Source organism: Bradyrhizobium sp. USDA 10063 (genome assembly GCF_054063735.1).
On sequence record NZ_JBSSGP010000002.1, the window covers coordinates 1,584,762 to 1,607,793 of the forward strand.

The window sequence follows — 23,032 nt, forward strand, 5'->3', positions numbered from 1 at the left end:
TTGACGAACGGATTGATGCGATCAAGCCGATGCACGATGGCTTCCCCCGATCGACGTCGCCTTGTGATCCGGGCGCGGCCAGCCGCGGCGTGTGAAGACGTCCGAAGACCATGCCTTCTCGGTCGTCCCATCGAAGGCAAGCCGGCCGTCCTCCAGGATCAGCACGCGGTCGGCGGCGCGGTCGACGAGCTGCAGATCGTGCGAGACCAGGAGCGCCGCGCAACCCCGTGCGCGGCAGCGGTCGAGGAAGGTGAGCACGCCGGCGCGGGAGACGCTGTCGCAGGCGATCAGCGGCTCATCCAGGATCACGACCGACGGTGCGGTCGCCTCGATACACACCAGCGCCAGCATCAATTGCTCGCGCGCCGACAGCGCGAATGGCGAAAGATCCGCGCGATCGGCGAGACTGACGCCTTTCAACAGCTCGATCGCCCGCTCGCGATGCGCAGCCATGGCCTTGGCCCCGGTATCGCCGCCGGACAGCGAGAACACGACCTCCTCCACGACCGAGAGCAGGAAGAACATCCGCCGCAAATTCTGCGCGACATAGCCGATCTGACGCGCCCGCTGCGCGATGGTCCAGCCGGAGCTGTCGCGGCCGTCGATTTCGATGATTCCGCCAGCCGCCTTCTGCAGGCCGAGCAGGGTGCGCATCAGCGTGGTCTTGCCGGCGCCGTTGCTGCCGATCAACCCCGCCACCTCGCCCTTTCCGAGCGAGAGCTCGATCGACCGCAGCACCGGCTCGCCGTTGGGACGGCGGAGCGTGCTCGATAGCTTCTTGACCGAGAGCGCCGCGCCAGACTGCTCCGGCGGGACCACGGCGCGCGGCGCCGGCGGCGCAAACGGCGGCTCGATACCGGCGACCGCATACGGCGTGGTGGCGCGAACGGCCGCCTGCCAAGGCAGATCATCGACGATGCCGCCGTCCTTCATGAACACCACACGATCGGCCACGCCGTCGAACCAGGCGAGATCCTGCTCGGCCATCAACAGCGTCAGCTTCGTCTTCCTGAGCTCGCGCAGGATGCCGATCATGCGCAGCCGCGCGTCGGGATCGAGCCCGCTGGTCGGCTCATCCAGGATCAGCACATCCGGTTGCCAGATCAGTGCGGAGGCGAGCGCCGCGATCCGCCGTTCGCCGCCCGAGAGCGTGCGCACCGTGCGCCCGATCAGCCGGCCGATGTTCATCTGTTCGACCACGGCGCTGACGCGCGCGCGGATTTCCGCCCGCGGCACGCCACGGTTCTCCAGGGGAAAGGCGATCAAATCTTCGACCGAAAGATCCCAGACCTGGTCCTCGACCGATTGCAGCACGAGGCCGACGCGGCGAAACAGCTCGCCACCACCGATCTGCCCGAGATCGGTGCCGTCGAGCGCTACCGCGCCCTGCATGTGGTGAGGCCGGATCAGCTTCGGGATGAGACCGGCCGCGACCGCAAGCAGCGTCGATTTTCCCGAACCGCCCGCCCCCGTCACCATCGTGGTGCTGCCGGCTTCGAGACAGAGCTCGATATCGGACAGCACGTGAGCGTCGGCCCGAAAGCCGACGCTCACCCCGCGCAGATCAAGCATCCAATGCGCTCCCGAAGGCGGTCAGAACCGGTGCAGCGTGCCGCGGCTGATGCCGGCAAGCAGCCTGGCGCCGGGCCGCACCAGCAGCGGCGTTCCGATCACCATCGGCACGATGTCGGACAGGCCGATATAGAGCATCGCATACCAGAACGGGAAAATGCCGAGCACCGCGAGACTCGCCGACCACCGCCGCCACCATGATGATGCCGACCACGGCGCAGATCACCGCGATCTTCAGCAGCACCGGCATCGACAAGTCGAAATTGGTCTTGCGCAGGTTGACCAGCAGCGGCGGCACCGCGCCGGTCAGTCCGACCATGATGCCATCCACGATCAGCGAATGCGCGGGAATGAAGGTGCCGGCGAGCAGCGACCAGACGATGGTGCCGATATAGCCGCAGATGAACCCGCTCTTCGGCCCAAGCAGGAGCCCGATCAAGGGCGGCAGGAACGCGAAGATGCGCCACTGGATCACGCCCGGCACGAGCTGGATCGGATTGGCATAAGCCCACAACACGCCGGTCGCGACGCCGCAGACGACCGCAAGGACGATGGGAAAGAAACCGACCGAGTCGGATTCGCTGTAGGTGATTTGCGTACTCATTGCATGCTCCCCGTCATGAGTTTGCCCTGAGATTTTTTCAGGCAAGTTTCGGGCCATGCGGCATGGAACAGGCTGAGGATGCGCATGCGTAAGTGATTTGCGAGCCGGGTGTTGCGCCAGGTGGAACGCGCGGCGGGCAGCGTTGCGGTCAGGGCGGGGTGATTGCGACCCTGGTCCGGCGTCGGACCACCGCGTTGATGAACCCGTCCCTTGCGTCGGAGTGCCCCTGCCCGCGCGGCTCCAGCACGTTGCGCAGGAGGAAGCGGCCGGTGAGCGCAAAGCCGTCGAGCAGGTCCTGGTCCGACCAGGTGGCGCTGCCATCCTCGTCCTCGCGCAGGAAGGGGGGCAGCCGCATCAGGCGGTCGCGCCAGGGTTCGCCGGCGGCGCGCGATACCGCCCCGCCTGATTTTGGCGAGACGTAGACCAGTTCGGAGGTCGCGCCGGTCGCCGCGCAGTTCGAGAGGTCGAGCCCGAAGCCGAGTTCGGCCAGCATCGCCAGTTCGAAGCGGATGAGATGGACAGCGGCGGCGCCGGCATCCTCGAAATCATCCAGCGTCTGCTCCAGCATCTCGTAGATGTCCTGGTGCGGATCGCGCTCGGGCAGCAGCCGAGCGAGCGAAGCCAGATGGGTGACACCATAGACGGCATGCGACGAGGCGAGCAGGTTCGCCGCGCGCAGCCGCGTGCCCTCGAGCTGGTAATAGCCGAGATGCTCGTCGAGCCGCGCCCGCCACATCGCGGTGACGCTGTTGCCGGGTTGCAGGAGCGGCCGCATCCGCGCGCTGGCCCCGCCGCGCACCAGGCCGAGATGGCGGCCGTGCTCGTGCGTCAGCAGTTCGACGATGGCGGAAGATTCGCCATGCCGCCGCACACCCAGCACGATGCCTTCGTCGGTCCATTCCATGCCATCAAGAGTAGCATGTAGGGTGGGCAAAGCGTAGCGTGCCCACCATTCACGATCGGTCCAAGAGGTGGTGGGCACGCGGAGCCTGTCATCGGGCGCGCGTTCGCGCGACCCGTTGGCTTTGCCCACCCTCATATGGGGCTTTGTGAGTCAAGGCTCTTGAACCGGTGCGGGTTGGGTTTTTGCAGTGAGAGGGCGGCGCGCGGAGCCATGCGTAGCGTAGCGCGACGACCGGGCCCCGGGCGAGGATTGGCTTCCGAAGATTTCTGCAGCTCACTGCATCACCTCATATCCGGTCGGATCGGCTGATCCGTACCCACATTCCGCATGCTTGCGGCGAGGAAGCCAAGAGGATGAGACCCATCTACAAAGCGGCCTGGTTGGGCCCCTGGGTGGCACGGTCATCATCCATCCTGTACGGGGCGCGCGGCGCGGAGCCGCCTCGCCCTGGTGGCGTGGTCCGGTGCTAGGCCTTCATCACGGCCTGCTCCGGAACAAGGCCGGTGGTGAGATAGCGCCACAGCGCCACGATCAGCTTGCGCGCCAGCGCGACGATGGCGATGCGCTTGGCGCGCTTGCCGGCGTTTTCGGTGCGGGTGCGGAACCAGCGGCTGAGCGCGCTGTCCGGCTGATGGCGCAGCCAGAGCCAGGCCAGTTCGATCGTCTTGTGGCGGGCGCGCCGGTTGCCGGCCTTGCTGATCCCCTGCTCGCGATCGATGCTGCCGCTTTGCCAGGGACTGGGCGCCAATCCGCAATAGCTGGCGACCTCGCGCCGGTTGCGGAAGTCCTTGTAGAACACCTCGTTCACCAGCGTCGTGGCAAACGCCGGGCCGAGCGCCTTGAGCTGCTGCAACTGATCCCGTCGCTTCGCCATCGGCGCCGGCGCCGCGGCGGCTTCCGCCGCGACTTCTGCCGCGACTTCTGTAGCGACTTGGGCCTGCTCCAGCGCCTTGAGCTGGTCGCGCACCAGCATCAGCCGGGCATGCTCGCGCTTCACTTCGGCCAGAAGCTGCGGCGGCAGCGGCTGCCCTTGCCAGTCCCGCTGCTGCTCCAGCCAGGCGAGCCAGGTCCGTCGTCGCAAGGTGCCGGCCGCCATGCCCAACAGGCGCAGCAGCGCCTTGATCCGGTTGGTGTGCCCCGTCTGCTCATTCACCAGTCGTTCGCGTTCGCGGCTGGCGCGCCGGGCGTCCTCCTCGGCCACGCTCGGCACCCGGACGATTCGCACCACCCGCGGCTCGCCTCGCAAATGGGCCATCAAGGTGCGCAGCAGAAGCTCACCATCGATCCGGTCTGTCTTCGCCCGCCGCGCCCGTTGCTCCACCGCGATGCTCGCCGGGTCGAAGATGAAGTTGGTGATCCCAGCCGCCGCGAGCAGCCGGTGCAGCCAGAAGCCGTCATAGCCAGCCTCGTAGCAGCTCACCACCCGCGGCGCCGCTCCAAGCTTCGCAGTCGCCCGGGCCTTGACCTGCTCGATCAGCGCCAGCAGCCCGGCGTGATCGCCGCCTTCCAGCTTGTGGCGCGATATCCGGTCCCGATCCGGACTGTGCAGCGTCACCAGCCACGTCTTCTGACTCAGTTCGATCGCAACGAAAATCGTGCCACAATGCCCGGCGGTGGGCGTGTTCTTGGTCAATGCTTGCATCAGACTCTCCGATGGTTCGAGTGTGGAAACCCAAACCTACCGGAAAGGGCACGCTCACCGCCCCATGGAATCTACGCAGCTACGCAACCACGCGCCTCACGCGTTGAACCAGCCGTGGGCGTCGCCGGTGAAGGAGAAATACAGCCCGGCCGCCGTCAGCGCGCAGGAGATCACCTCGACGGCGCTGTCGAACTGCACGCCGGTGCTGCCGATCACCTGCAACAGCGAGATCACCGACAAGAGGAGCACCGCCGCCAGCACCCAGCGCGGCCAGTTCTTGCGGCGCTGCGCTGCGAGGTAGACGAAATAGACCAGGAGCAGGATCAGGCCGGCCTGCATCAAGGTGACGACCGTGATCATCTGTTCCGTCATCTCGCCGCTCGGGGTGCGGTCCGCGAACGCCATCGACAGCGCGTCCAGCGTCAGCGACAGATACAGCAGCACCTCGAACAGAAGCACGTTTCTGGGTAATTTCATCGGAAGTACCCGATCATTCCTTGGGAAACTCCAGTCCCATTTCCCGGTAGCGGTCGGGATCGTCGCCCCAGTTCTCGCGCACCTTGACGAACAGGAACAGGTGCACGGGAACGCCCATGATCTCGGCGATCTCCTTCCGCGCCTCCGCGCCGATCGACCTGATCGTGGCGCCGCCCTTGCCGAGCACGATCTTGCGCTGGCTCTCCCGCTCGACAAAGATCGTCTGCTCGATGCGGATCGACTTGTCGTTGCGTTCGGTCCAGCTATCGGTCTCCACCGTCGACTGGTACGGCAGCTCCTGGTGGAGCTTCTGATAGATCTTCTCCCGCGTGATCTCGGCCGCCAGGTGCCGCATCGGCGCATCCGACATCTGGTCCTCGGGGTAGAGGAACGGCCCGGCGGGCACCATGCTTGCCAATGCCCTGCGCAGGTCGTCGACACCATCGCCTGACAACGCCGAGATCATGAAAGTGTTCTCGAACCGCAGTCGGTCATTGGCGGCCTTCGCCAAGGCAAGGAGCTTTTCGCGCGGCAGCAGGTCGATCTTGTTCAGCACCAGGATCTTCGGATGGGCCACGCTATCGAGCCTCGCGAAGATCGCCTCCGCCTCCGCGTCGATGCCGGCCTTGGCGTCGAGCAGGACGCAGACGAGGTCGGCGTCATGCGCCCCGCTCCAGGCGGTCGACACCATGGCGCGGTCCAGCCGCCGCCTCGGTGAGAAGATCCCGGGCGTGTCGACCAGGATAATTTGCGCATTGCCCTCGATCACGATGCCGCGGATCAGCGCGCGCGTGGTCTGCACCTTGCGCGAGACGATGGTGACCTTCGAGCCGACCAGCGCGTTGACGAGCGTCGACTTGCCGACGTTCGGCGCGCCGATCAGGGCAACGAAGCCGCAACGGGTGCCGGCAGGACCAGCTTCCGCCCTCGCCTCAGCCGTCATGGCTGCCAGCGCCTTCGCGGGCAATCATGGCGGACGCCGCCGCCTTCTCCGCCGCGCGCTTGTTGGGACCGACACCTTCGGCCGGCGCCAGGCCCGGCAGATCGACGGCAACGCGGAATTGCGGATCGTGATGCGGCCCGGTGCGTTCGACCTCGCGGTAGACGGGCGTCGGCAGACCCCTGCTCTGCGCCCATTCCTGCAGCATGGTCTTGGGATCGCGCAGTGGCCGGCGGAGCTTGCGCATCCGGTCGATCCAGTTCCGCTCCACGAATTTCGCCGCGGCATCGAAGCCGCCGTCGAGGAAGATCGCCCCGATCACGGCCTCGCAGACGTCACCCAGCACGGATTTGCGCAGCCGCGCCCCCTCGACCGCCTTCACCATGCCGAGCTTGATGTCGTCGAGCAGGCCGAGCTGCTCGGCGACGTCGGCGCAGCTCTCCTTGCGCACGAGATCGGCCAGACGCTTTGACAATTCGCCCTCGTCCGCGCGCGGATGGGCGCGGTAGAGCATGTCGGAGATGATCAGTCCGAGCACGTGGTCGCCGAGGAACTCAAGCCGCTGGTAGCTGTCGGCGCGGTGGCGGGTCGCCGGCTTCAGCGCTGAGACATGCGTAAACGCGGTCATCAATAACGCCGGATCGGAGAACTTGTAGCCGATGCGCGCCTCGGTTGCAGCGACCGCCTGCTTCTCGGCGGCCGCCTTGCTGGCCTTGCTGCGCTTCTTCTTCGGCGCAGCGGTGCCGCCCGCGTCGGGCTGCTCGCTCGGCTCGCCGGCAGTCGGAAGACTCTGGATGACAGGCGTATCGTCGTTCATCGCACGATGGTGAATAGGCGATTCCAGCGCACCGCGGTCGGCCAGCGCCAGAACATCCAGGCGTGCTCGCCCTCGGCGATCGAGAAGAAGATCATCTGCGCCCTCCCGACGATGTTCTCGAACGGCACGTAGCCCACCGCCGACAGCACCCGGCTGTCGGTCGAATTGTCGCGATTGTCTCCCATCATGAAGAAATGGCCGGCCGGCACGGTGTAGACATTGGTGTTGTCGTAGAAGCCGTTGTCGACGCAATCCAGCGTCTCATAGCTGACGCCGTTGGGCAGCGTCTCCTTCCAGCGCTTGACGCGTGCGGTCGCATCCGATCCGCAGGGGTCCTCGCCAATGAAATCGCTGAGCCGCTCGCGCTTGACCGGGGCGTCGTTGATGTAGAGCAGCCCCTCCTTCACCTGGATGCGGTCGCCGGGCAGCCCGATCACGCGCTTGATGTAGTCGGTCGAGTCATCCTTCGGCAGGCGGAAGACGACGATGTCGCCGCGGTTCGGCTCTGAGCCGAAGATGCGGCCGGAGAACAAGGGCGGCGACAGCGGGATCGAGTAATGGCTGTAGCCGTAGGAGTATTTCGACACGAACAGGTAGTCGCCGACCAGGAGCGTCGCCTTCATCGAGCCGGAAGGGATGTTGAAGGGCTGGAACAGGAAGGTTCGGATTACGAGTGCGATGATCAGCGCGTGGATGACGACCCGGACTGTCTCGCCGAGGCCGCTTTCGGATTTCGTACCTGTGGTCACGCTCATCGCTTTCCCAATTCCCGCAACTGCCTCGACTGCACGGTGGCAGAACGCGCTCCTCACGCGAATCGCGCTTTCCGCGTTCGCGTCACGAAGATGGTTCCTACGTCTGATGTAGAGAGCAAGTCCCGGCGCGAACCCGAATTTGCCCTGGCTCGGTTTACCCTGCGGCGTTTTAGACGGTTGTTACGGAGCGCGCAATCAAGGGTCGCGTCAAAACTTCATAATCGATTGAAAAATCAACGATTTTTAGTTTTACCCGATTCCGGACCGCCGCACTGTCCGCCAACCTCAGGATTTGGCCGGTGCGACCGCCGAAATTATGACGAAGGCCTGCGCGAGCGGCCAGTCGTCGGTGATCGAAAGGTCGATCTGCGCCTCGAAGCCGTCAGGGGTGATCTGCCTGAGTCGCTCCAGCGCCCCGCCGGTCAATCTCATGGTCGGTCGCCCCCCGGGCAGGTTCACCACCCCCATGTCGCGCCACCAGACACCGCGCATGATCCCGGTGCCGAGCGCCTTGGCGCAAGCCTCCTTGGCGGCGAAGCGCTTGGCATAGGTCGCGACCACCATCTTCTCGCTGTTGGCGCGGCGCAACGCCTTGGCGCGTTCGACGTCGGTGAAGATGCGGTCGAGGAAGCGGTCGCCGTGGCGCTCGATCACCTTGGCGATCCGGGTGATGTCGATCAGGTCGGAGCCGATGCCGAGGATCATGCCGCGCCCGCACCCTCAAGCGTCTTGCGGCCGCGGTCCATCGCCGCGCGCATGGAGCGGACGGTCTCCCTCAAGCCGACCAGGATCGCCTCGCCGATCATGAAGTAGCCGACGTTGAGCTCCCTGATCTCGGGCAGCGCCGAAATAGTCTCGGCCGTGTCGTAGTCCAGCCCATGGCCGGCATGGACCTCGAGCCCCGCCGCCTGCGCCAGCTTGGCGCCCTCGACGATGCGCCGCCACTCGGCTTCCGCTTTTTCCCGATGACCGTCGACGACCGCATCGCACCAGCCGCCGGTGTGGATCTCGATCACCGGCGCCTTCAGCTTCGCCGCCATCTCGATCTGTCTGGGGTCGGCGGCGATGAACAGCGACACCCGGATGCCGGCGTCGCTCAGCCGCGCGATGAACGGCGCCAGGGCATTGTGCTGGCCGACCACGTCCAGCCCGCCCTCGGTGGTGAGCTCCTGCCGCCGTTCCGGCACCAGGCACACGGCATGCGGCTTGGTGGCAAGCGAAATCCGGAGCATGTCGTCGGTCGCCGCCATCTCGAAATTCAGCGGCTTGGAGATTTCCGCCTTCAGGCGCGCCATGTCCGCATCGCGGATGTGGCGGCGGTCCTCGCGCAGATGCGCGGTGATGCCGTCGGCACCGGCCTCGATGGCCAAGAGCGCCGCGCGCACCGGATCGGGCCGCGCCCCGCCCCGCGCGTTACGGAGCGTCGCGACGTGATCGACATTGACGCCAAGGCGGAGCGGCGGAACGGGCATGATGTAGCTCGCGAACAAAACTGATGAACCATCCCCTCATCCTGAGGAGCGGCGTCTTCGCCGCGTCTCGAAGGATGAAGGTCCGGCTCGGGCCTCATGGTTCGAGACGGCGCAAGAGCGCCTCCTCACCATGAGGATCGACAGGGTGAAAGTCTACCCGTTGACGCGCTCGACCCGTGCGACCACGGCCTTTGCGCGCAACTGGGCGATGATAGCGCTCAAATGCTTGAGGTCATAGACCTCGAGGTCGATGGTCAGCTCCGTGAAATCAGGCGAGCGGCGCGACATGTGGATGTTGTCGATATTGCCGTCATGCTCGGCGATCACGGTCGCGATCTGGGCGAGGCTGCCGGGCTCGTTGACGTTGTGGACCAGGATACGCGCCGGGAAACGCTGCGGCATGGTCTCGTCGATGTCCCAGCGCACGTCGAGCCAGCGCTCGGGCGCGTCCTCGAAATCCTTCAGGGCCGGCGACTGGATCGGATAGATCGTGATCCCCTCGCCCGGCGTCACGATGCCGACGATGCGGTCGCCCGGCACCGCGCCGCCGTTCGGCGCGAACTTGACCGGCAACTCGGAATTGATGCCGCGCACCGGGATCACCGAAGCCGCACGCGCCGGATGCGGCGGCGTCTGCGCCTTGGCGGCAAGCGCCTTCTTGGTGCCGTAGCGCACCAGCCGCTCTTCCTTGTAGTCCGGATACATCGCGCGCGCGACGTCGGAGGCCTTCAGTTCGCCACGGCCGACGGAAACCAGCACCTCCTCGATCGACGTGCGTGCCAGCCGCGGCAACGCGCCCTTCAGCTTGTCGTCGGCGTATTCGATCTTGGCGCGGGCGAACAGGCGGTCGATGATACGACGGCCGAGCCCGGCATATTGGTCACGCACGGCAGCACGGGTGGCGCGCCTGATCGCGGCGCGCGCCTTGCCGGTGACCGCGAGCGCTTCCCAGGCCGACGGCGGCGCCGACTGCGCCTTCGAGGTCAAGACCTCGACTTCGTCGCCGTTCTGCAGCTCGGAGGACAGCGGCGCGAACTTGCCGTTGATCTTGCAGCCGACCGCGCTGTTGCCGACGTCGGTGTGAACGGCATAGGCGAAGTCGATCACATTGGCGTTGCGCGGCAGCGCGATCAGCTTGCCCTTCGGCGTGAAGCAGAACACCTGGTCGTGAAACAGCTCTAACTTGGTGTGCTCCAGGAACTCTTCCGGATTGGCGCTCTCCGAGAGAATGCCGATGGTGTGGCGCAGCCACGCGAAGGCGTTGGACTCGTGCTTCAGCCGTTCGGTCGGCGATCCACCCCCTTCCTTGTAGAAGGCATGCGCCGCGATGCCGAATTCGGCGATCTGGTTCATCTCCTCGGTGCGGATCTGCAGTTCGACGCGTTGCTTGCCGGGGCCGATCACGGTGGTGTGAATCGAGCGGTAGTCGTTCTGCTTCGGCGTCGAGATGTAGTCCTTGAAACGCCCGGGCACGACCGGCCAGGTCGTGTGCACGACGCCGAGCGCGCGGTAGCACGCTTCGACGTCGCCAAGCACGATCCGGAAGCCGTAGATATCGGACAACTGCTCGAAGCCGATCGACTTGCGTTCCATCTTGGTCCAGATCGAAAACGGCTGCTTGCGCCGGCCGTAGACACGCGCGGCGAGGCCGTTCTTCTGCAGGTTCTTCGAAAGCTGGCTTTCGATCTCGCCGATCAGATTGCGGTTGCGCTCGGCAAGCGCGTCCAGTCGATGCTTGACCACCGCATAGGCTTCCGGATCGAGCACGTGGAACGAAAGGTCTTCCAGCTCCTCCCGCATCTCCTGCATACCCATGCGGCCGGCGAGCGGCGCGTAGATATCCAGCGTCTCCTCGGCGATGCGGCGGCGCGAGGCGGGCGGCACGAATTCCAGCGTGCGCATGTTGTGCAGGCGGTCGGCGAGCTTGATCAGGAGCACGCGGACGTCGTCGGCGATCGCGAGCAGGAGCTTGCGCAGGTTCTCGGCCTGCTTGGCCTCGCGCGAGACAAGCTCGAGCCGCTTCAACTTGGTGAGCCCCTCCACCAGCGCGCCGATCTCGTGGCCGAACACCTGGTCGATCTCGGCCCGCGTCGCCTCGGTATCCTCGATGGTGTCGTGCAGCAGCGCCGCGACGATGGTGGCATCGTCGAGCTTGAGGCCGGTCAGGATCGCCGCCACCTCGAGCGGGTGCGAGAAAAACGGATCGCCCGACGCCCGGGTCTGGGTGCCATGCGCCTTCATGGCGTAGACATAGGCGCGGTTCAAAAGATCTTCGTTGGTATCGGGATTGTAGGAGCGGACGCGCTCGACCAGGTCGTACTGCCGCATCATGCGGGCACGCGGCTTGGGCGGCTTGTGCACCACCACGGAGTCAGGCGCCACCGCGACCGCGTCGGTCGCAGCCTGCATCTGGCGGGGTGTGCGGCGCCAATACGCCATGGAATTCCTGCCTCAATTGGCGAGCCGACGGGCTCGCGCCTCTAATCTAGTGCGATTTCGAACCAAGCTTTAGCCCGTTCGAACCGAAAATCGTTCAATTTCCGTCAAGACTTCAGGGACGCATCTCGCCGTCGGAATGTCAACAAAAGCAAAGGCCCGGACAATGCCCGGGCCTTTAGCCAGCTCAACCGTGTTTGGGGGACCGCCGCGAGGACCTATTCGTCCTCTTCGGGCTGCTCCTCCGGCGGCGCGAGGCCCTCGAGGCCCTTCAGCAACTCTTCCTCGGTCATCCGCTCCATCGCCACCTCGGTGTCGTCGGCATCGACGCTGGCGCCGGCCGAGCCGATCAGCGGCACGGTGTCGGGCTCGGGCTCGTCGACCTCGACGAACTTCTGCAGCGAGTGCACCAGTTCCTCTTTCAGGTCCTCCGGGGAAATGGTCTGGTCCGCGATCTCGCGCAGCGAGACGACCGGGTTCTTGTCGTTGTCCCGATCAACCGTGAGTTGTGACCCCGAGGAAATCATCCGAGCGCGATGCGCAGCCAACAGGACCAGGTCGAACCGGTTGTCGACCTTATCAATGCAATCTTCGACGGTGACGCGCGCCATATGCTGTCGCTCCGTTAAGTGGACAGGAATTTGTTGATTATGGTGCGTTAGTTATAGGGCAAAGCGGGGTTTCGCAACATTAAATTTGTGATTTGCCTTCGCCCCAACCTCTGCTAACCCGTGAAGGGGCCAGAAGGCCGGAGCGTCCGTAACGCGGCGGAGCGCCGTTGTGGACAAGTAAGTCTCTTCATTGCATCGTCAAAAGTATAGGTATTTCGCCCTCGCCTCACCATAATTGCCATGGTGACTGTCGTCGGGGAAGATTCACCGAACTTTAGGCTGCAACGCAGAAAAGGTGCGCGGTTCGTTGCCACTGCGCCGAGAAGCTAACAAAAGGCGAGAAACTTTGATGTCGTCACCCGTTTCCAACAAGATCGCGCTCTTTATCGATGGAGCCAATCTGTATGCAACCGCCAAGACGCTGGGGTTCGACATCGACTACAAGCGCCTCCTGAAGGAATTCCAGAGCCGCGGCACGTTGCTCCGGGCGTTCTACTACACGGCGATCATCGAGGATCAGGAATATTCGTCAATTCGGCCGCTGATCGACTGGCTCGACTACAACGGCTACACCGTCGTCACCAAGGCCACGAAGGAGTTCATCGACGCCAGCGGCCGCCGCAAGGTGAAGGGCAACATGGACATCGAGCTCGCGGTCGATGCGATGGAACTCGCCGAACATATCGACCAGATGGTGCTGTTCTCCGGCGACGGCGATTTCCGCTCGCTCGTCGAGGCGGTGCAGCGGCGCGGCGTCCGGGTGACCGTGATCTCGACCATTGCAAGCCAGCCGCCGATGATTGCCGACGAGCTCCGCCGCCAGGCCGACGTCTTCACCGACCTGGTGGAACTGCAATCCAAGCTCGGCCGCGACCCGTCCGAGCGCCCGGCCCCGCGCGAGCGCGGGGAGCGCGGCGAGTCGCGCCACCACGCGCCGCAATTCCTGCAGCGCGCCACCACCATGGCGCCCCGGGCCGATGACGAAGATTTCGACGACTAGCCTCGTTCCCGCTTTCATCGAACCCGACCGCAACTGCCCGCTTTGTCCGCGGCTCGCCGAGTTTCGCGCTGAGGCGCGTGCGAAGCAGCCGGGCTGGTTCAATTCGCCGGTGCCATCCTTCGGCGATGCCGATGCGCGGCTCTTGGTCGTCGGGCTGGCGCCGGGGCTGCAGGGTGCCAACCGCACGGGGCGCCCCTTCACCGGCGACTATGCCGGCGACCTGCTCTACGCCACGCTCCTGGAATTCGGCTTTGCCAAGGGTGTCTACGAGGCGCGGCCGGACGACGGCTTGAGGCTGATCGATTGCCGGATCAGCAACGCCGTGCGCTGCGTGCCGCCGCAGAACAAGCCGCTGCCGATCGAGATCGCCACTTGCCGAAAGTTCCTGGCGGCAACGATCGCGACCATGCCGAGGCTTCGTGCCATCGTCCTGCTCGGCCGCATCGCGCATGAATCGACGGTGAAAGCGCTCGGGTTGCGCAACGCCGCCGCGCCCTTTGCGCACGGCGCCGTGCACAAGGCCGGCAGCATCAACCTCTACGACAGCTATCACTGCTCGCGCTACAACACGAATACCGGCGTGCTCACGCCAAAGATGTTCCGCGACGTGTTCGCGCAGGTGCGCGCGGACTTGGATCGCTGATCCGGTAGGGTGGGCAAAGCGCAGCGTGCCCACCTCTCTTGCACCGACCGTGGATGGTGGGCACGCTGCGCTTTGCCCACCCTCATATGGGGCTTTGTGAGTCAAGGCTCTTGAACCGGTGCGGGTTGGGTTTTTGCAGTGAGAGGGCGGCGCGCGGAGCCATGCGTAGCGCAGCGCGACGACCGGGCCCCGGGCGAGGATTGGCTTCCGAAGATTTCTGCAGCTCACTGCATCACCTCATATCCGGTCGGATCGGCTGATCCGTACCCACATTCCGCATGCTTGCGGCGAGGAAGCCAAGAGGATGAGACCCATCTACAAAGCGGCCTGGTTGGGCCCCTGGGTGGCACGGTCATCATCCATCCTGTACGGGGCGCGCGGCGCGGAGCCGCCTCGCCCTGGTGGCGTGGTCCGGTGCTAGGCCTTCATCACGGCCTGCTCCGGAACAAGGCCGGTGGTGAGATAGCGCCACAGCGCCACGATCAGCTTGCGCGCCAGCGCGACGATGGCGATGCGCTTGGCGCGCTTGCCGGCGTTTTCGGTGCGGGTGCGGAACCAGCGGCTGAGCGCGCTGTCCGGCTGATGGCGCAGCCAGAGCCAGGCCAGTTCGATCGTCTTGTGGCGGGCGCGCCGGTTGCCGGCCTTGCTGATCCCCTGCTCGCGATCGATGCTGCCGCTTTGCCAGGGACTGGGCGCCAATCCGCAATAGCTGGCGACCTCGCGCCGGTTGCGGAAGTCCTTGTAGAACACCTCGTTCACCAGCGTCGCGGCAAACGCCGGGCCGAGCGCCTTGAGCTGCTGCAACTGATCCCGTCGCTTCGCCATCGGCGCCGGCGCCGCGGCGGCTTCCGCCGCGACTTCTGCCGCGACTTCTGTAGCGACTTGGGCCTGCTCCAGCGCCTTGAGCTGGTCGCGCACCAGCATCAGCCGGGCATGCTCGCGCTTCACTTCGGCCAGAAGCTGCGGCGGCAGCGGCTGCCCTTGCCAGTCCCGCTGCTGCTCCAGCCAGGCGAGCCAGGTCCGTCGTCGCAAGGTGCCGGCCGCCATGCCCAACAGGCGCAGCAGCGCCTTGATCCGGTTGGTGTGCCCCGTCTGCTCCTTCACCAGTCGTTCGCGTTCGCGGCTGGCGCGCCGGGCGTCCTCCTCGGCCACGCTCGGCACCCGGACGATCCGCACCACCCGCGGCTCGCCTCGCAAATGAGCCATCAAGGTGCGCAGCAGAAGCTCGCCATCGATCCGGTCTGTCTTCGCCCGCCGCGCCCGTTGCTCCACCGCGATGCTCGCCGGGTCGAAGATGAAGTTGGTGATCCCAGCCGCCGCGAGCAGCCGGTGCAGCCAGAAGCCGTCATAGCCAGCCTCGTAGCAGCTCACCACCCGCGGCGCCGCTCCAAGCTTCGCAGTCGCCCGGGCCTTGACCTGCTCGATCAGCGCCAGCAGCCCGGCGTGATCGCCGCCTTCCAGCTTGTGGCGCGATATCCGGTCCCGATCCGGACTGTGCAGCGTCACCAGCCACGTCTTCTGACTCAGTTCGATCGCAACGAAAATCGTGCCACAATGCCCGGCGGTGGGCGTGTTCTTGGTCAATGCTTGCATCAGACTCTCCGATGGTTCGAGTGTGGAAACCCAAACCTACCGGAAAGGGCGCGCTCACCGCCCCATGGAATCTACAACTACAAATCTAACGACTCACCGGATTTTCCCGCAGCCATTCCAGCACGTCGCCGGCGTTCCGGTCGGGCGGGAACACCGGATAGAAGACCTGGGTGATCCGCCCATCGTCGATGATCAGCGCCAGCCGCTTGATCAGCGTCAGCCCCGCCACCTCCATGGTCGGCAGATTAAGCGCCTGCGTCAGCGCGAGCTTCTCGTCCGAGAGCACCGGGAACGGCAGATGCAGGCGCGAGGCCATCTCGGTCTGGTATTCGTTGCTCTGCGTCGACAGGCCGAATACGTGGCTGGCACCGGCGCCCTTGAGCTCGGCGAACAGGTCACGGAAAGCGCAAGTCTGCGGCGTGCAGCCGCGCGCGCCCGGGATCATGTCCCAATCGTCGACGAGCGCGATCTTGCCGGGCTCGCCGGTGCGCGGATAGGCGAACACCACGGTGCGCCCCTTCAGCGAAGACAGTGTCACTGACGTATCGTCGGTCGCCGCCAGGGTGACCGGCGGGATCGCCATGCCCTTCAGATGCGCAGCGCCACCATCATCGGTCGGCGCGGGAATCTTGCTCCAGTCAACTTCGAGCAAATTTGGTTGAGCCATGTTCCGCTCCGTAGTGTGGCGAGTAGCGAATGGCGAATAGGAAAGTTCTCCGCCTCTATTCGCCACTCGCTATTCGCCCTTCATCCCCGCGCGCGCATCAGGCGGCCCTTCTCGCGGCCCCAATCACGCTTCTTCACGGTTTCGCGCTTGTCGTGCAGCTTCTTGCCCTTGGCGACAGCGAGCTGCAGCTTGGCGCGTCCGCGTTCATTGAAATAGAGTTTCAGCGGGATCAGCGTCATGCCCTCGCGGTCGACGGCGCCGATCAATTTGTTGATCTGCTTCCTGTGCAGCAGGAGCTTGCGAGGACGCTTCGGCTCGTGGTTGAAGCGATTGGCCTGCAGATATTCGGGGATGTTGGCGTTGATCAGCCAGATCTCGCCGTTCCGCGCATCGGCATAGGATTCCGCGATCGTGCTCTTGCCGCCCCGGATCGACTTCACCTCGGTGCCGGTCAGCGCAATGCCCGCCTCGATCGTATCCTCGATCGCATAGTTGAAGCGCGCCTTGCGGTTCTCGGCGACGACTTTGATCGGACGTTCGTTCTTCTCGGCCACTTCAGGATTTCTTGAGGAGATCGCGGATTTCGGTCAGCAGTTCTTCCTGCCGGGTCGGTTTCGGCGGCGCAGGCGCCGCCTCTTCCCTGCGCTTCAACTGGTTCATGAGCCGGATCACGATGAACAGCACGAAGGCGACGATCAGGAAATTCAGGGTCAACGTCAGGAAACTGCCCCAAGCCAGTACGGCACCTTGCTTCTTGGCGTCCGCGAGGTTGGTGGCGGTCACCGACTTCGCCAGCGGCGTGAAATAGTTGGAAAAGTCGAGCCCGCCGGTGATCGCGCCGATCACGGGCATAATGACGTCGCCGACCAGCGAATTCACGATCGCGCCAAAGGCCGCGCCGATGATGACGCCGACCGCGAGGTCGACGACATTGCCCTTCATCGCGAACTCGCGGAATTCCTTGAGCATGCGAAGCCCCTTCTCCTCGACTTGGCCGACCGGACCAGCCATTGGCATCCACTTCGCTCGAAAGCGCTTTAGTTGATCAGGCCTGCATGCACCATGGCGCTGCGCACCGCCACACGCGTGGATTCTGCGACCGGCACCATCGGCAGCCGCAGCCGCTCCTCCAGCTTGCCGAGCAGCGACATCGCGTATTTCACCGGCCCGGGATTGCTCTCGATGAAGAGGTTGGTGTGCAGCGGCATCAACTTGTCGTGCACCTTCAGCGCGGTCGCGACATCGCCCTTCTGCCAGGCGGCATGGAACTCGGCGCACAGCCGCGGCGCCACATTCGAGGTCACGGAGATGCAGCCATGGCCGCCATGGGCCATATAGCCGAGCACGGTGGCGTCCTCGCCCGAGAGCTGGTTGAAATCCTCACCCATCGCCGCGCGCTGCTGCGACACCCGCACCATGCTCGCGGTGGCATCCTTGACGCCGGCGATGTTCTTCAGTTCCCACAGCCGCTTCATCGTATCGACCGACATGTCGATCACCGAGCGCGGCGGGATGTTGTAGATAATGATCGGGATTCCAATCGCATCGTTGATCGCCTTGAAGTGCTGGTAGAGCCCCTCCTGGGTCGGCTTGTTGTAATAGGGCGTGACGACCAACACCGCATCGGCGCCGGCCTGCTCCGCGTGCTCGGACAGCTCGATCGCCTCCCTCGTCGAATTGGAGCCGGCGCCCGCGATGACCGGCACCCTGCCCTTGGCCTCGGCGACACACCATTCGACCACCCGCTTGTGCTCGTCATGGCTGAGCGTCGGGCTCTCGCCGGTGGTGCCGACCGGAACCAGGCCGTTGGTGCCCTCGCCGATCTGCCAGTTCACCAGGAAGCGAAAAGCCGCCTCGTCCACGGAACCGTTCTTGAAGGGCGTCACCAAAGCGGTGAAAGAGCCGCGGAATTTTGTCTTGGCTGCCATGGACTTCCTCCAAACGCTGATAAGGGTTGCGGCGCGCGGGTCATAAAGGCCACTTCATATCGGGTCCGGCGGCAGGGCGAAAGGGCCGCAGGCCCTCGCCCTATTGCCAGCCGCGATTTTGCCGCTGTCATGGCGCAGACATGCTCGCGGCGACACTTTTAGCATTTTGTCCACATATTCAATCAAATACAGCTAAGGCTTCAGCGATCAGATGATTCGCCGCCGCAGAGGAAAGCCGTGACCCCTTCCCCCCGCGCAGCCGCATTGCGATCGACCGCCTTGGCGACATCGCTGGCGCTGGCATTCGGACTCGCCGCGATGGCAGAAGCCGCGGCCGATCCAAAGGTTCCAGTGCCAAAACCGCGGCCGATCGCCCGTAGCGTCGTTCCCAAGACCGCGCCCGCGACCCCCACGCCCGCGACTGCGGCCGCCAAGAATGCCGCCGCTCCCCGGACCACGTCGTCCGGCGCACCTGCTCCGCCCCCGCCCCATTTGGCGCCGGCTACGCGCCAGCACGCGGCGCCGGCCCGGAGCAAGCCGACGGTGCCGGCGGCTGTGGCCGCGACCTCATCGACCTCGCGGGGCGACAAGGATGCGCTCGAGAACGTTATCGAGCTCATCCGCAAGCAGAAGCCCGGCGATGCGACGCAGGTCGAGGCAACGATCTCCGATCCCGTCGCCAGAAAGCTTGCCGAGTGGCTGATCCTGCGCAGCGACAACAACGGTGCCGCGGTCGAACGCTACCGCGCCTTCATCTCGGCCAATCCGAGCTGGCCCTCGCAGACCTTCCTGCGCCGCCGCCTCGAGGCTGCGCTGTGGGACGACCATCGCGAAGATGCCGCGGTCTGGTCGTGGTTCGATAACGAATCGCCCGTGTCGGCCAAGGGCCGGTTCGCGCTGGCCAAGGCGATGCTGGCGCGCGGCGACCGCGCCAACGCCGAGCGGCTGGTGCGCGAAGCCTGGCGCAGCGATCCCATGAGCGAGGACACGGAAACCACCGCGCTCGACCTGTTCGGGGCGCTGCTCACCGCCGGCGATCACAAGGCGCGCATGGACACGATGCTCTATGGCACCGAGCAGGAGGCGGCCGGCCTGCGCGCGGCCAAGCGGCTGGGCTCGGGTTATCTCGCGCTCGCCAGGGCACGGATCGCTGCCAACAAGAAAGCATCCAACCTGAGGGCACTGCTGGAAGCGGTGCCGCGCGAGCTGCACGACACCGGCTATCTCTTCGCCCGGATCCAGTTACTCCGCCGCGAGGAGAAGTTCGCGGAAGCGGCGCAGTTGATGCTGAGCGCGCCGAAGGATCCGGCGAGACTGTTCAATGTCGATGAATGGTGGATCGAGCGGCGCCTCTTGGCGCGCAAGATGATCGACGTCGGCGAGCATCGCACCGCCTATCTGATCGCGCGCGATGCGGCCCTGCCGGCGCGCGACATCTACAAGACCGAGCAGGAGTTCACCGCCGGCTGGATCGCGCTGCGCTTCCTCAGAGATCCCGGACTCGCCGCGCAGCATTTCGCCCGCATCGGCGTCGGCAGCGTCAATCCGACCGCGCTGGCGCGTGCCGGCTATTGGCAAGGCCGCGCCGCCGAGGCCGCGGGCCGCAACCAGGAGGCGCGCGCCGCCTATCTGCGCGCGGCCGAGCAATCGACCAGCTATTACGGCCAGCTTGCGCGCGCCAAACTCGGCCTGCCGCAGATCGAGCTGAACGGCGTCCCGCGCGCACGCGGCCTCGGCATCGAGCGGTTGGAGGTCGTGCGCGCGGCGCAACTGCTCTATGAGCTCGACGCGCGCGAGTTCGCGATCCCCATGCTCGCCGACATGGGCGAAAACGGCGACCCCGACGCGCTGGTCGGGCTCGGTGAATTGACGTCGCGCTACAGCGATGCGCGCGGCATGCTGCTGATGGGCAAGGCCGCGCTCAACCGCGGCCTGCCGTTCGACTTCTATGCCTACCCGATCAACGGGATTCCGTCCTTCAGGTCGATCGGCCCGGAAATCGAACGGAGCATCGTCTATGCCATCGCGCGGCAGGAGAGCGCGTTCAATCCGGCCGTGGTCTCGCCGGCGCAGGCCTACGGGCTGATGCAGGTCACGCCCGACGCCGGCCGCTATGTCTGCAAGCGGGCCGGCGTCGCGTTTGATCTGAACCGCATGAAGACCGACTCGGTCTACAATGCCGCGCTTGGCGCCGCCGAGCTCGGCGGGTTGCTCGAGGACTATCGCGGCTCCTACATCCTCACCTTCGCGGCCTACAATGCCGGCCGCGGCAGCGTGCGGAAATGGATCGATCGCTATGGCGACCCGCGCGATCCCAAGGTCGACGCAGTCGACTGGGTCGAGCTGATTCCGTTCTCCGAGACGCGCAACTATGTGCAGCGGATCATGGAGAATTTGCAGGTCTATCGCGCCCGCTTCGGCGGCGGCACGCGGCTGCAGATCGAGGCCGACCTCCATCGCGGCGCCAGCGTCGAATAGAAAAGAGCGAAGGGCGAATGGTGAGTGGCGAATAGCGCATCCGCGCTGCCGCTTCCTATTCGCCACTCACCATTCGCCCTTAGCGTAAGGAAAAATCCCCGGCGGTTTCCCGCCGGGGATTTCCTTACAGAGTAGTCAGACGTTCAGGATCAGAAGTTGCGCTGAACGCGGACGTTCAAGCTGACCGTATCCTGGTCCTTGAAATCGTAGCGCGCAACCGGCTTCGGAGCCGTCGGCGCCAAGATCGCCGAGCCAGTGAACTTCTGGTCGAGGTGGAACCACATGACTTCGGCCGAGAACGTCAGGTTCTTGACCGGGGTCCAGCGGGTGATCACGCCGAGCTGAGACACGTTGAAGTCCGGGTTACAGCTATAGTCGAGGCTCGGAGCCGCAACCCGCGCAGCCGTATAGGTTGCGCAAACGAAGGCCTTCGCAGTGTTGTCGTATCGGACAGCCGAGTAGCTGCCGAACAAGCTCGACGACCAGTACGGATCCCAGTTGTGGTTGAAGGCACCACGGACACCCCACGCCTTGGTCAGGTGAAGGTCTCCGTCGCCACCGGCAAACACCGGCAGGTACACGGCGTCACTCGTCGCGCCGAAACCGATGCTCTGATAGGAGCCGAAGTTGCTGGCGCCACCGAACATCGTGAAGAGCGGCGAAGCAGCGGAAGTCGAGATCACCTGCTTGGTATCGCCGATCGCGTAGGTCGCATCCAACTTGATGTCGTCGCCGGGACCGGTCGGGATGTTCTTGATCTGCAACGCAGCCATCACCGCGCCGCCCCACTTGGTGTCCGGGTGACCGGAGAGTTCCGACGCGCCGATCGGGGCAGCACCGGGCAGACCGACCGCACCGGCCGGAGCACCGGTCGTATTCAGGGCGTTGTACGAAGCGTTGACTTGATGCGCCGCACCCGAAATCTGGAACAGACCCCAAGCCTGGTCGATGCGGATGTTACCAACCACGTCAGGAGCTGTCACGCCACCATAGGCGTTGGCGATACCGCCGGTCGACGTCAGCGGCACCGTCAGGTTGGCGATGACCGTGCGGTTGAAGACGGTCGGATCATCGAGGCCGATGGTGCCCGAAATGCCGTTGCCGAACTGCGCGGTGTACTGGATGTTGTTCACGCCGGTGACGGTGTCATGACCGCCGAGCAGGAACGACGAGTTGTTGCCCGGATAACCATGCCACGGCGTCGCGAAGGCCGAAGCCGACTTACCGAAGGTGAAGCCCGCGAACTGGATGAACACGAACTCGACCGCGACATAGCCGCCGCCGGGGGTGTCAAGCAGGTTGGAGCTTGCGACCGGGAGCGAACCGTTGATCGAGTTCGGGTTGAAGGTGTTGTTGCCGAGCGTCGAGAACTGGAAGTCGCCCTGAGCGAAGGTGCGGACGACGCCATATTCCGTTGCCGTGCGGGTATCGACCGTCAGCGCCATACGGGAGCGGGCGGCGAAGTAGTTGGCGTACCGATTGTGCTGACCGATATCACCACTCCAAGCCGGAGCATCATAGATGCCGCCGTTGAACGTGGTGTCGACACGCAGGTAACCACCGATCTTCATGCAGGTGTCGGTGCCCGGGATGTACCAGAAACCGGCACCGTAGAGCGAACAGATCCTCACGTACTCGACCGCTTTGGCCTTGACGGGAAGATCGGCCGCCTGTGCCCCGCCCATGGCGAGAAGACCCGCCGCTGAGCCGAGGATATATAAGGCTCTTAACCATCTTCATGTTAAACCTCCAAGTTGCTCTGTAAGGAAGAGCTGCGGATCCGCCGGGTGAACACCCTGAGGCTGGTTCCCTAGTCCCCCAAAAACCCGTCAAGCCGCTTCGCGCTTTCGGACTCCCGCGAAAACGCGAGGGACTTAAGCGAACCACCAAGAACGGGACGACTTCGGGATGCCCCCCTCCGTCGCACCATCAGAATTACCGAAGGGCATTGCACAAGCAACAAAGGAACCGCTCCGAACCGCTGCGCTCCGCCTGTTTTCCAACGGGTGTTGCACAAATAACACGCAGATGTGATCGAGCGGCTTTTGCAAGTCTTTGAAATTACTTGATATTATTTTTGGACGTCACTTGACCTCTCGAGGGCCTTCGCTCCGAGGCTCCGCCCCTTCTCGCTCCGCCGCTGAAGGATGCCCGTCGAATCAAACGACTCAGGGACGTCTGATTCCTCGATCCGTCGGCAGCCCGCGAGTGGCCAACCTCGCATCCGGCATCAATAGAGACTCTGAATTGAGAACTTGGAATCGAGAACCTGGCCGCGCCGCCTGCCTCTCCGTTCTCTCTGGATTCCACCGCGCTGGCGCCCGGCGTGCCGGCGGCCAGGCGAGCACTCCCGGTTCGACTGGACAGGCGACTGCCTTGAACTGACATGGACTATCTTCGGCAAACAGCCGACAGACCTCGTCCCCTCCTTGCGGGCCAAACGCGCGGAACCGGAGGGAACCGATCGCCAGCCTTGTCTCGCTGCCACGGTCC

Annotated in this window: 21 protein-coding genes; 3 read left to right on the top strand and 18 right to left on the bottom strand. The window is 64.8% G+C overall.

Annotated features, from left to right (window positions below; genetic code table 11):
• Positions 1-21: 21 nt before the first annotated feature.
• From ACVJGD_RS09675 to rpoZ, 12 genes are all read right to left on the bottom strand, one after another.
• Positions 22-1,572 (bottom strand): ABC transporter ATP-binding protein, encoded by a 1,551-nt coding sequence (locus ACVJGD_RS09675; RefSeq protein ID WP_456634141.1) that lies wholly within the window; start codon positions 1,570-1,572, stop codon positions 22-24.
• Positions 1,565-2,176 (bottom strand): hypothetical protein, encoded by a 612-nt coding sequence (locus ACVJGD_RS09680; protein WP_456634142.1) that lies wholly within the window; start codon positions 2,174-2,176, stop codon positions 1,565-1,567. The genes ACVJGD_RS09675 and ACVJGD_RS09680 overlap by 8 nt, the downstream gene beginning before the upstream one ends.
• 148 nt (positions 2,177-2,324) lie before the next feature.
• A complete protein-coding gene (gene recO, locus ACVJGD_RS09685) occupies positions 2,325-3,080 on the bottom strand; it encodes a DNA repair protein RecO (RefSeq protein WP_456634143.1) in 756 nt (251 codons plus the stop codon).
• A 466-nt stretch (positions 3,081-3,546) separates the two neighbouring features.
• The gene (locus ACVJGD_RS09690; protein ID WP_456633344.1) at positions 3,547-4,722 is read right to left on the bottom strand and encodes an IS110 family RNA-guided transposase; all 1,176 of its coding nucleotides are present in this window, start codon (positions 4,720-4,722) and stop codon (positions 3,547-3,549) included.
• Between the two features lie 96 nt (positions 4,723-4,818).
• Positions 4,819-5,199, bottom strand: a complete 381-nt coding sequence (locus ACVJGD_RS09695; RefSeq protein WP_456634144.1) for a hypothetical protein — start codon at positions 5,197-5,199, stop codon at positions 4,819-4,821.
• A 13-nt stretch (positions 5,200-5,212) separates the two neighbouring features.
• On the bottom strand, positions 5,213-6,142 hold the full coding sequence (gene era / locus ACVJGD_RS09700; protein ID WP_456634145.1) for a GTPase Era: 930 nt from the start codon (positions 6,140-6,142) through the stop codon (positions 5,213-5,215).
• Positions 6,132-6,956, bottom strand: a complete 825-nt coding sequence (gene rnc, locus ACVJGD_RS09705) for a ribonuclease III (RefSeq protein ID WP_456634146.1) — start codon at positions 6,954-6,956, stop codon at positions 6,132-6,134. Before rnc ends, era begins: the two co-directional genes overlap by 11 nt.
• Positions 6,953-7,711 carry a signal peptidase I gene (gene lepB, locus ACVJGD_RS09710; protein ID WP_456634147.1) on the bottom strand — a complete coding sequence of 253 codons (759 nt, stop codon included), beginning with the start codon at positions 7,709-7,711 and terminating at the stop codon, positions 6,953-6,955. Before lepB ends, rnc begins: the two co-directional genes overlap by 4 nt.
• Before the next feature lie 285 nt (positions 7,712-7,996).
• On the bottom strand, positions 7,997-8,416 hold the full coding sequence (gene acpS, locus ACVJGD_RS09715) for a holo-ACP synthase (protein WP_456634148.1): 420 nt from the start codon (positions 8,414-8,416) through the stop codon (positions 7,997-7,999).
• Positions 8,413-9,183, bottom strand: a complete 771-nt coding sequence (locus ACVJGD_RS09720) for a pyridoxine 5'-phosphate synthase (RefSeq protein WP_456634149.1) — start codon at positions 9,181-9,183, stop codon at positions 8,413-8,415. The genes acpS and ACVJGD_RS09720 overlap by 4 nt, the downstream gene beginning before the upstream one ends.
• Positions 9,184-9,336: 153 nt before the next feature.
• Positions 9,337-11,622 carry a RelA/SpoT family protein gene (locus ACVJGD_RS09725; RefSeq protein WP_456634150.1) on the bottom strand — a complete coding sequence of 762 codons (2,286 nt, stop codon included), beginning with the start codon at positions 11,620-11,622 and terminating at the stop codon, positions 9,337-9,339.
• Positions 11,623-11,837: 215 nt separating this feature from the next.
• A complete protein-coding gene (rpoZ, locus tag ACVJGD_RS09730; RefSeq protein WP_456634151.1) occupies positions 11,838-12,230 on the bottom strand; it encodes a DNA-directed RNA polymerase subunit omega in 393 nt (130 codons plus the stop codon).
• A 349-nt stretch (positions 12,231-12,579) separates the two neighbouring features.
• Here rpoZ and ACVJGD_RS09735 point away from each other — a divergent pair, with 349 nt between their 5' ends.
• Both ACVJGD_RS09735 and ACVJGD_RS09740 read left to right on the top strand, forming a co-directional pair.
• Entirely contained in the window at positions 12,580-13,230 is a 651-nt protein-coding gene (locus ACVJGD_RS09735) for a LabA-like NYN domain-containing protein (protein WP_456634152.1), read from the top strand.
• On the top strand, positions 13,208-13,873 hold the full coding sequence (locus tag ACVJGD_RS09740) for a uracil-DNA glycosylase (protein ID WP_456634153.1): 666 nt from the start codon (positions 13,208-13,210) through the stop codon (positions 13,871-13,873). The genes ACVJGD_RS09735 and ACVJGD_RS09740 overlap by 23 nt, the downstream gene beginning before the upstream one ends.
• Positions 13,874-14,290: 417 nt before the next feature.
• Here the strand turns inward: ACVJGD_RS09740 and ACVJGD_RS09745 are convergent, their stop codons facing one another.
• The 5 genes from ACVJGD_RS09745 to dapA form a co-directional block, all read right to left on the bottom strand.
• Positions 14,291-15,466 carry an IS110 family RNA-guided transposase gene (locus ACVJGD_RS09745; RefSeq protein WP_456632918.1) on the bottom strand — a complete coding sequence of 392 codons (1,176 nt, stop codon included), beginning with the start codon at positions 15,464-15,466 and terminating at the stop codon, positions 14,291-14,293.
• A gap of 85 nt (positions 15,467-15,551) precedes the next feature.
• Positions 15,552-16,133, bottom strand: a complete 582-nt coding sequence (locus ACVJGD_RS09750; RefSeq protein ID WP_456634154.1) for a peroxiredoxin — start codon at positions 16,131-16,133, stop codon at positions 15,552-15,554.
• Positions 16,134-16,213: 80 nt separating this feature from the next.
• Entirely contained in the window at positions 16,214-16,687 is a 474-nt protein-coding gene (gene smpB / locus ACVJGD_RS09755) for an SsrA-binding protein SmpB (protein ID WP_225117380.1), read from the bottom strand.
• Position 16,688: 1 nt separating this feature from the next.
• Positions 16,689-17,102, bottom strand: a complete 414-nt coding sequence (mscL, locus tag ACVJGD_RS09760) for a large conductance mechanosensitive channel protein MscL (RefSeq protein ID WP_456640217.1) — start codon at positions 17,100-17,102, stop codon at positions 16,689-16,691.
• A 68-nt stretch (positions 17,103-17,170) separates the two neighbouring features.
• Positions 17,171-18,061, bottom strand: coding sequence for a 4-hydroxy-tetrahydrodipicolinate synthase (dapA, locus tag ACVJGD_RS09765; protein ID WP_456634155.1), 891 nt, complete (start codon positions 18,059-18,061; stop codon positions 17,171-17,173).
• A 318-nt stretch (positions 18,062-18,379) separates the two neighbouring features.
• Here dapA and ACVJGD_RS09770 point away from each other — a divergent pair, with 318 nt between their 5' ends.
• Positions 18,380-20,539 carry a lytic transglycosylase domain-containing protein gene (locus ACVJGD_RS09770; RefSeq protein ID WP_456640218.1) on the top strand — a complete coding sequence of 720 codons (2,160 nt, stop codon included), beginning with the start codon at positions 18,380-18,382 and terminating at the stop codon, positions 20,537-20,539.
• 149 nt (positions 20,540-20,688) lie between these two features.
• Here ACVJGD_RS09770 and ACVJGD_RS09775 read toward each other — a convergent pair whose 3' ends face one another.
• Positions 20,689-22,224 (bottom strand): porin, encoded by a 1,536-nt coding sequence (locus ACVJGD_RS09775; protein ID WP_456634156.1) that lies wholly within the window; start codon positions 22,222-22,224, stop codon positions 20,689-20,691.
• Positions 22,225-23,032: the final 808 nt, after the last annotated feature.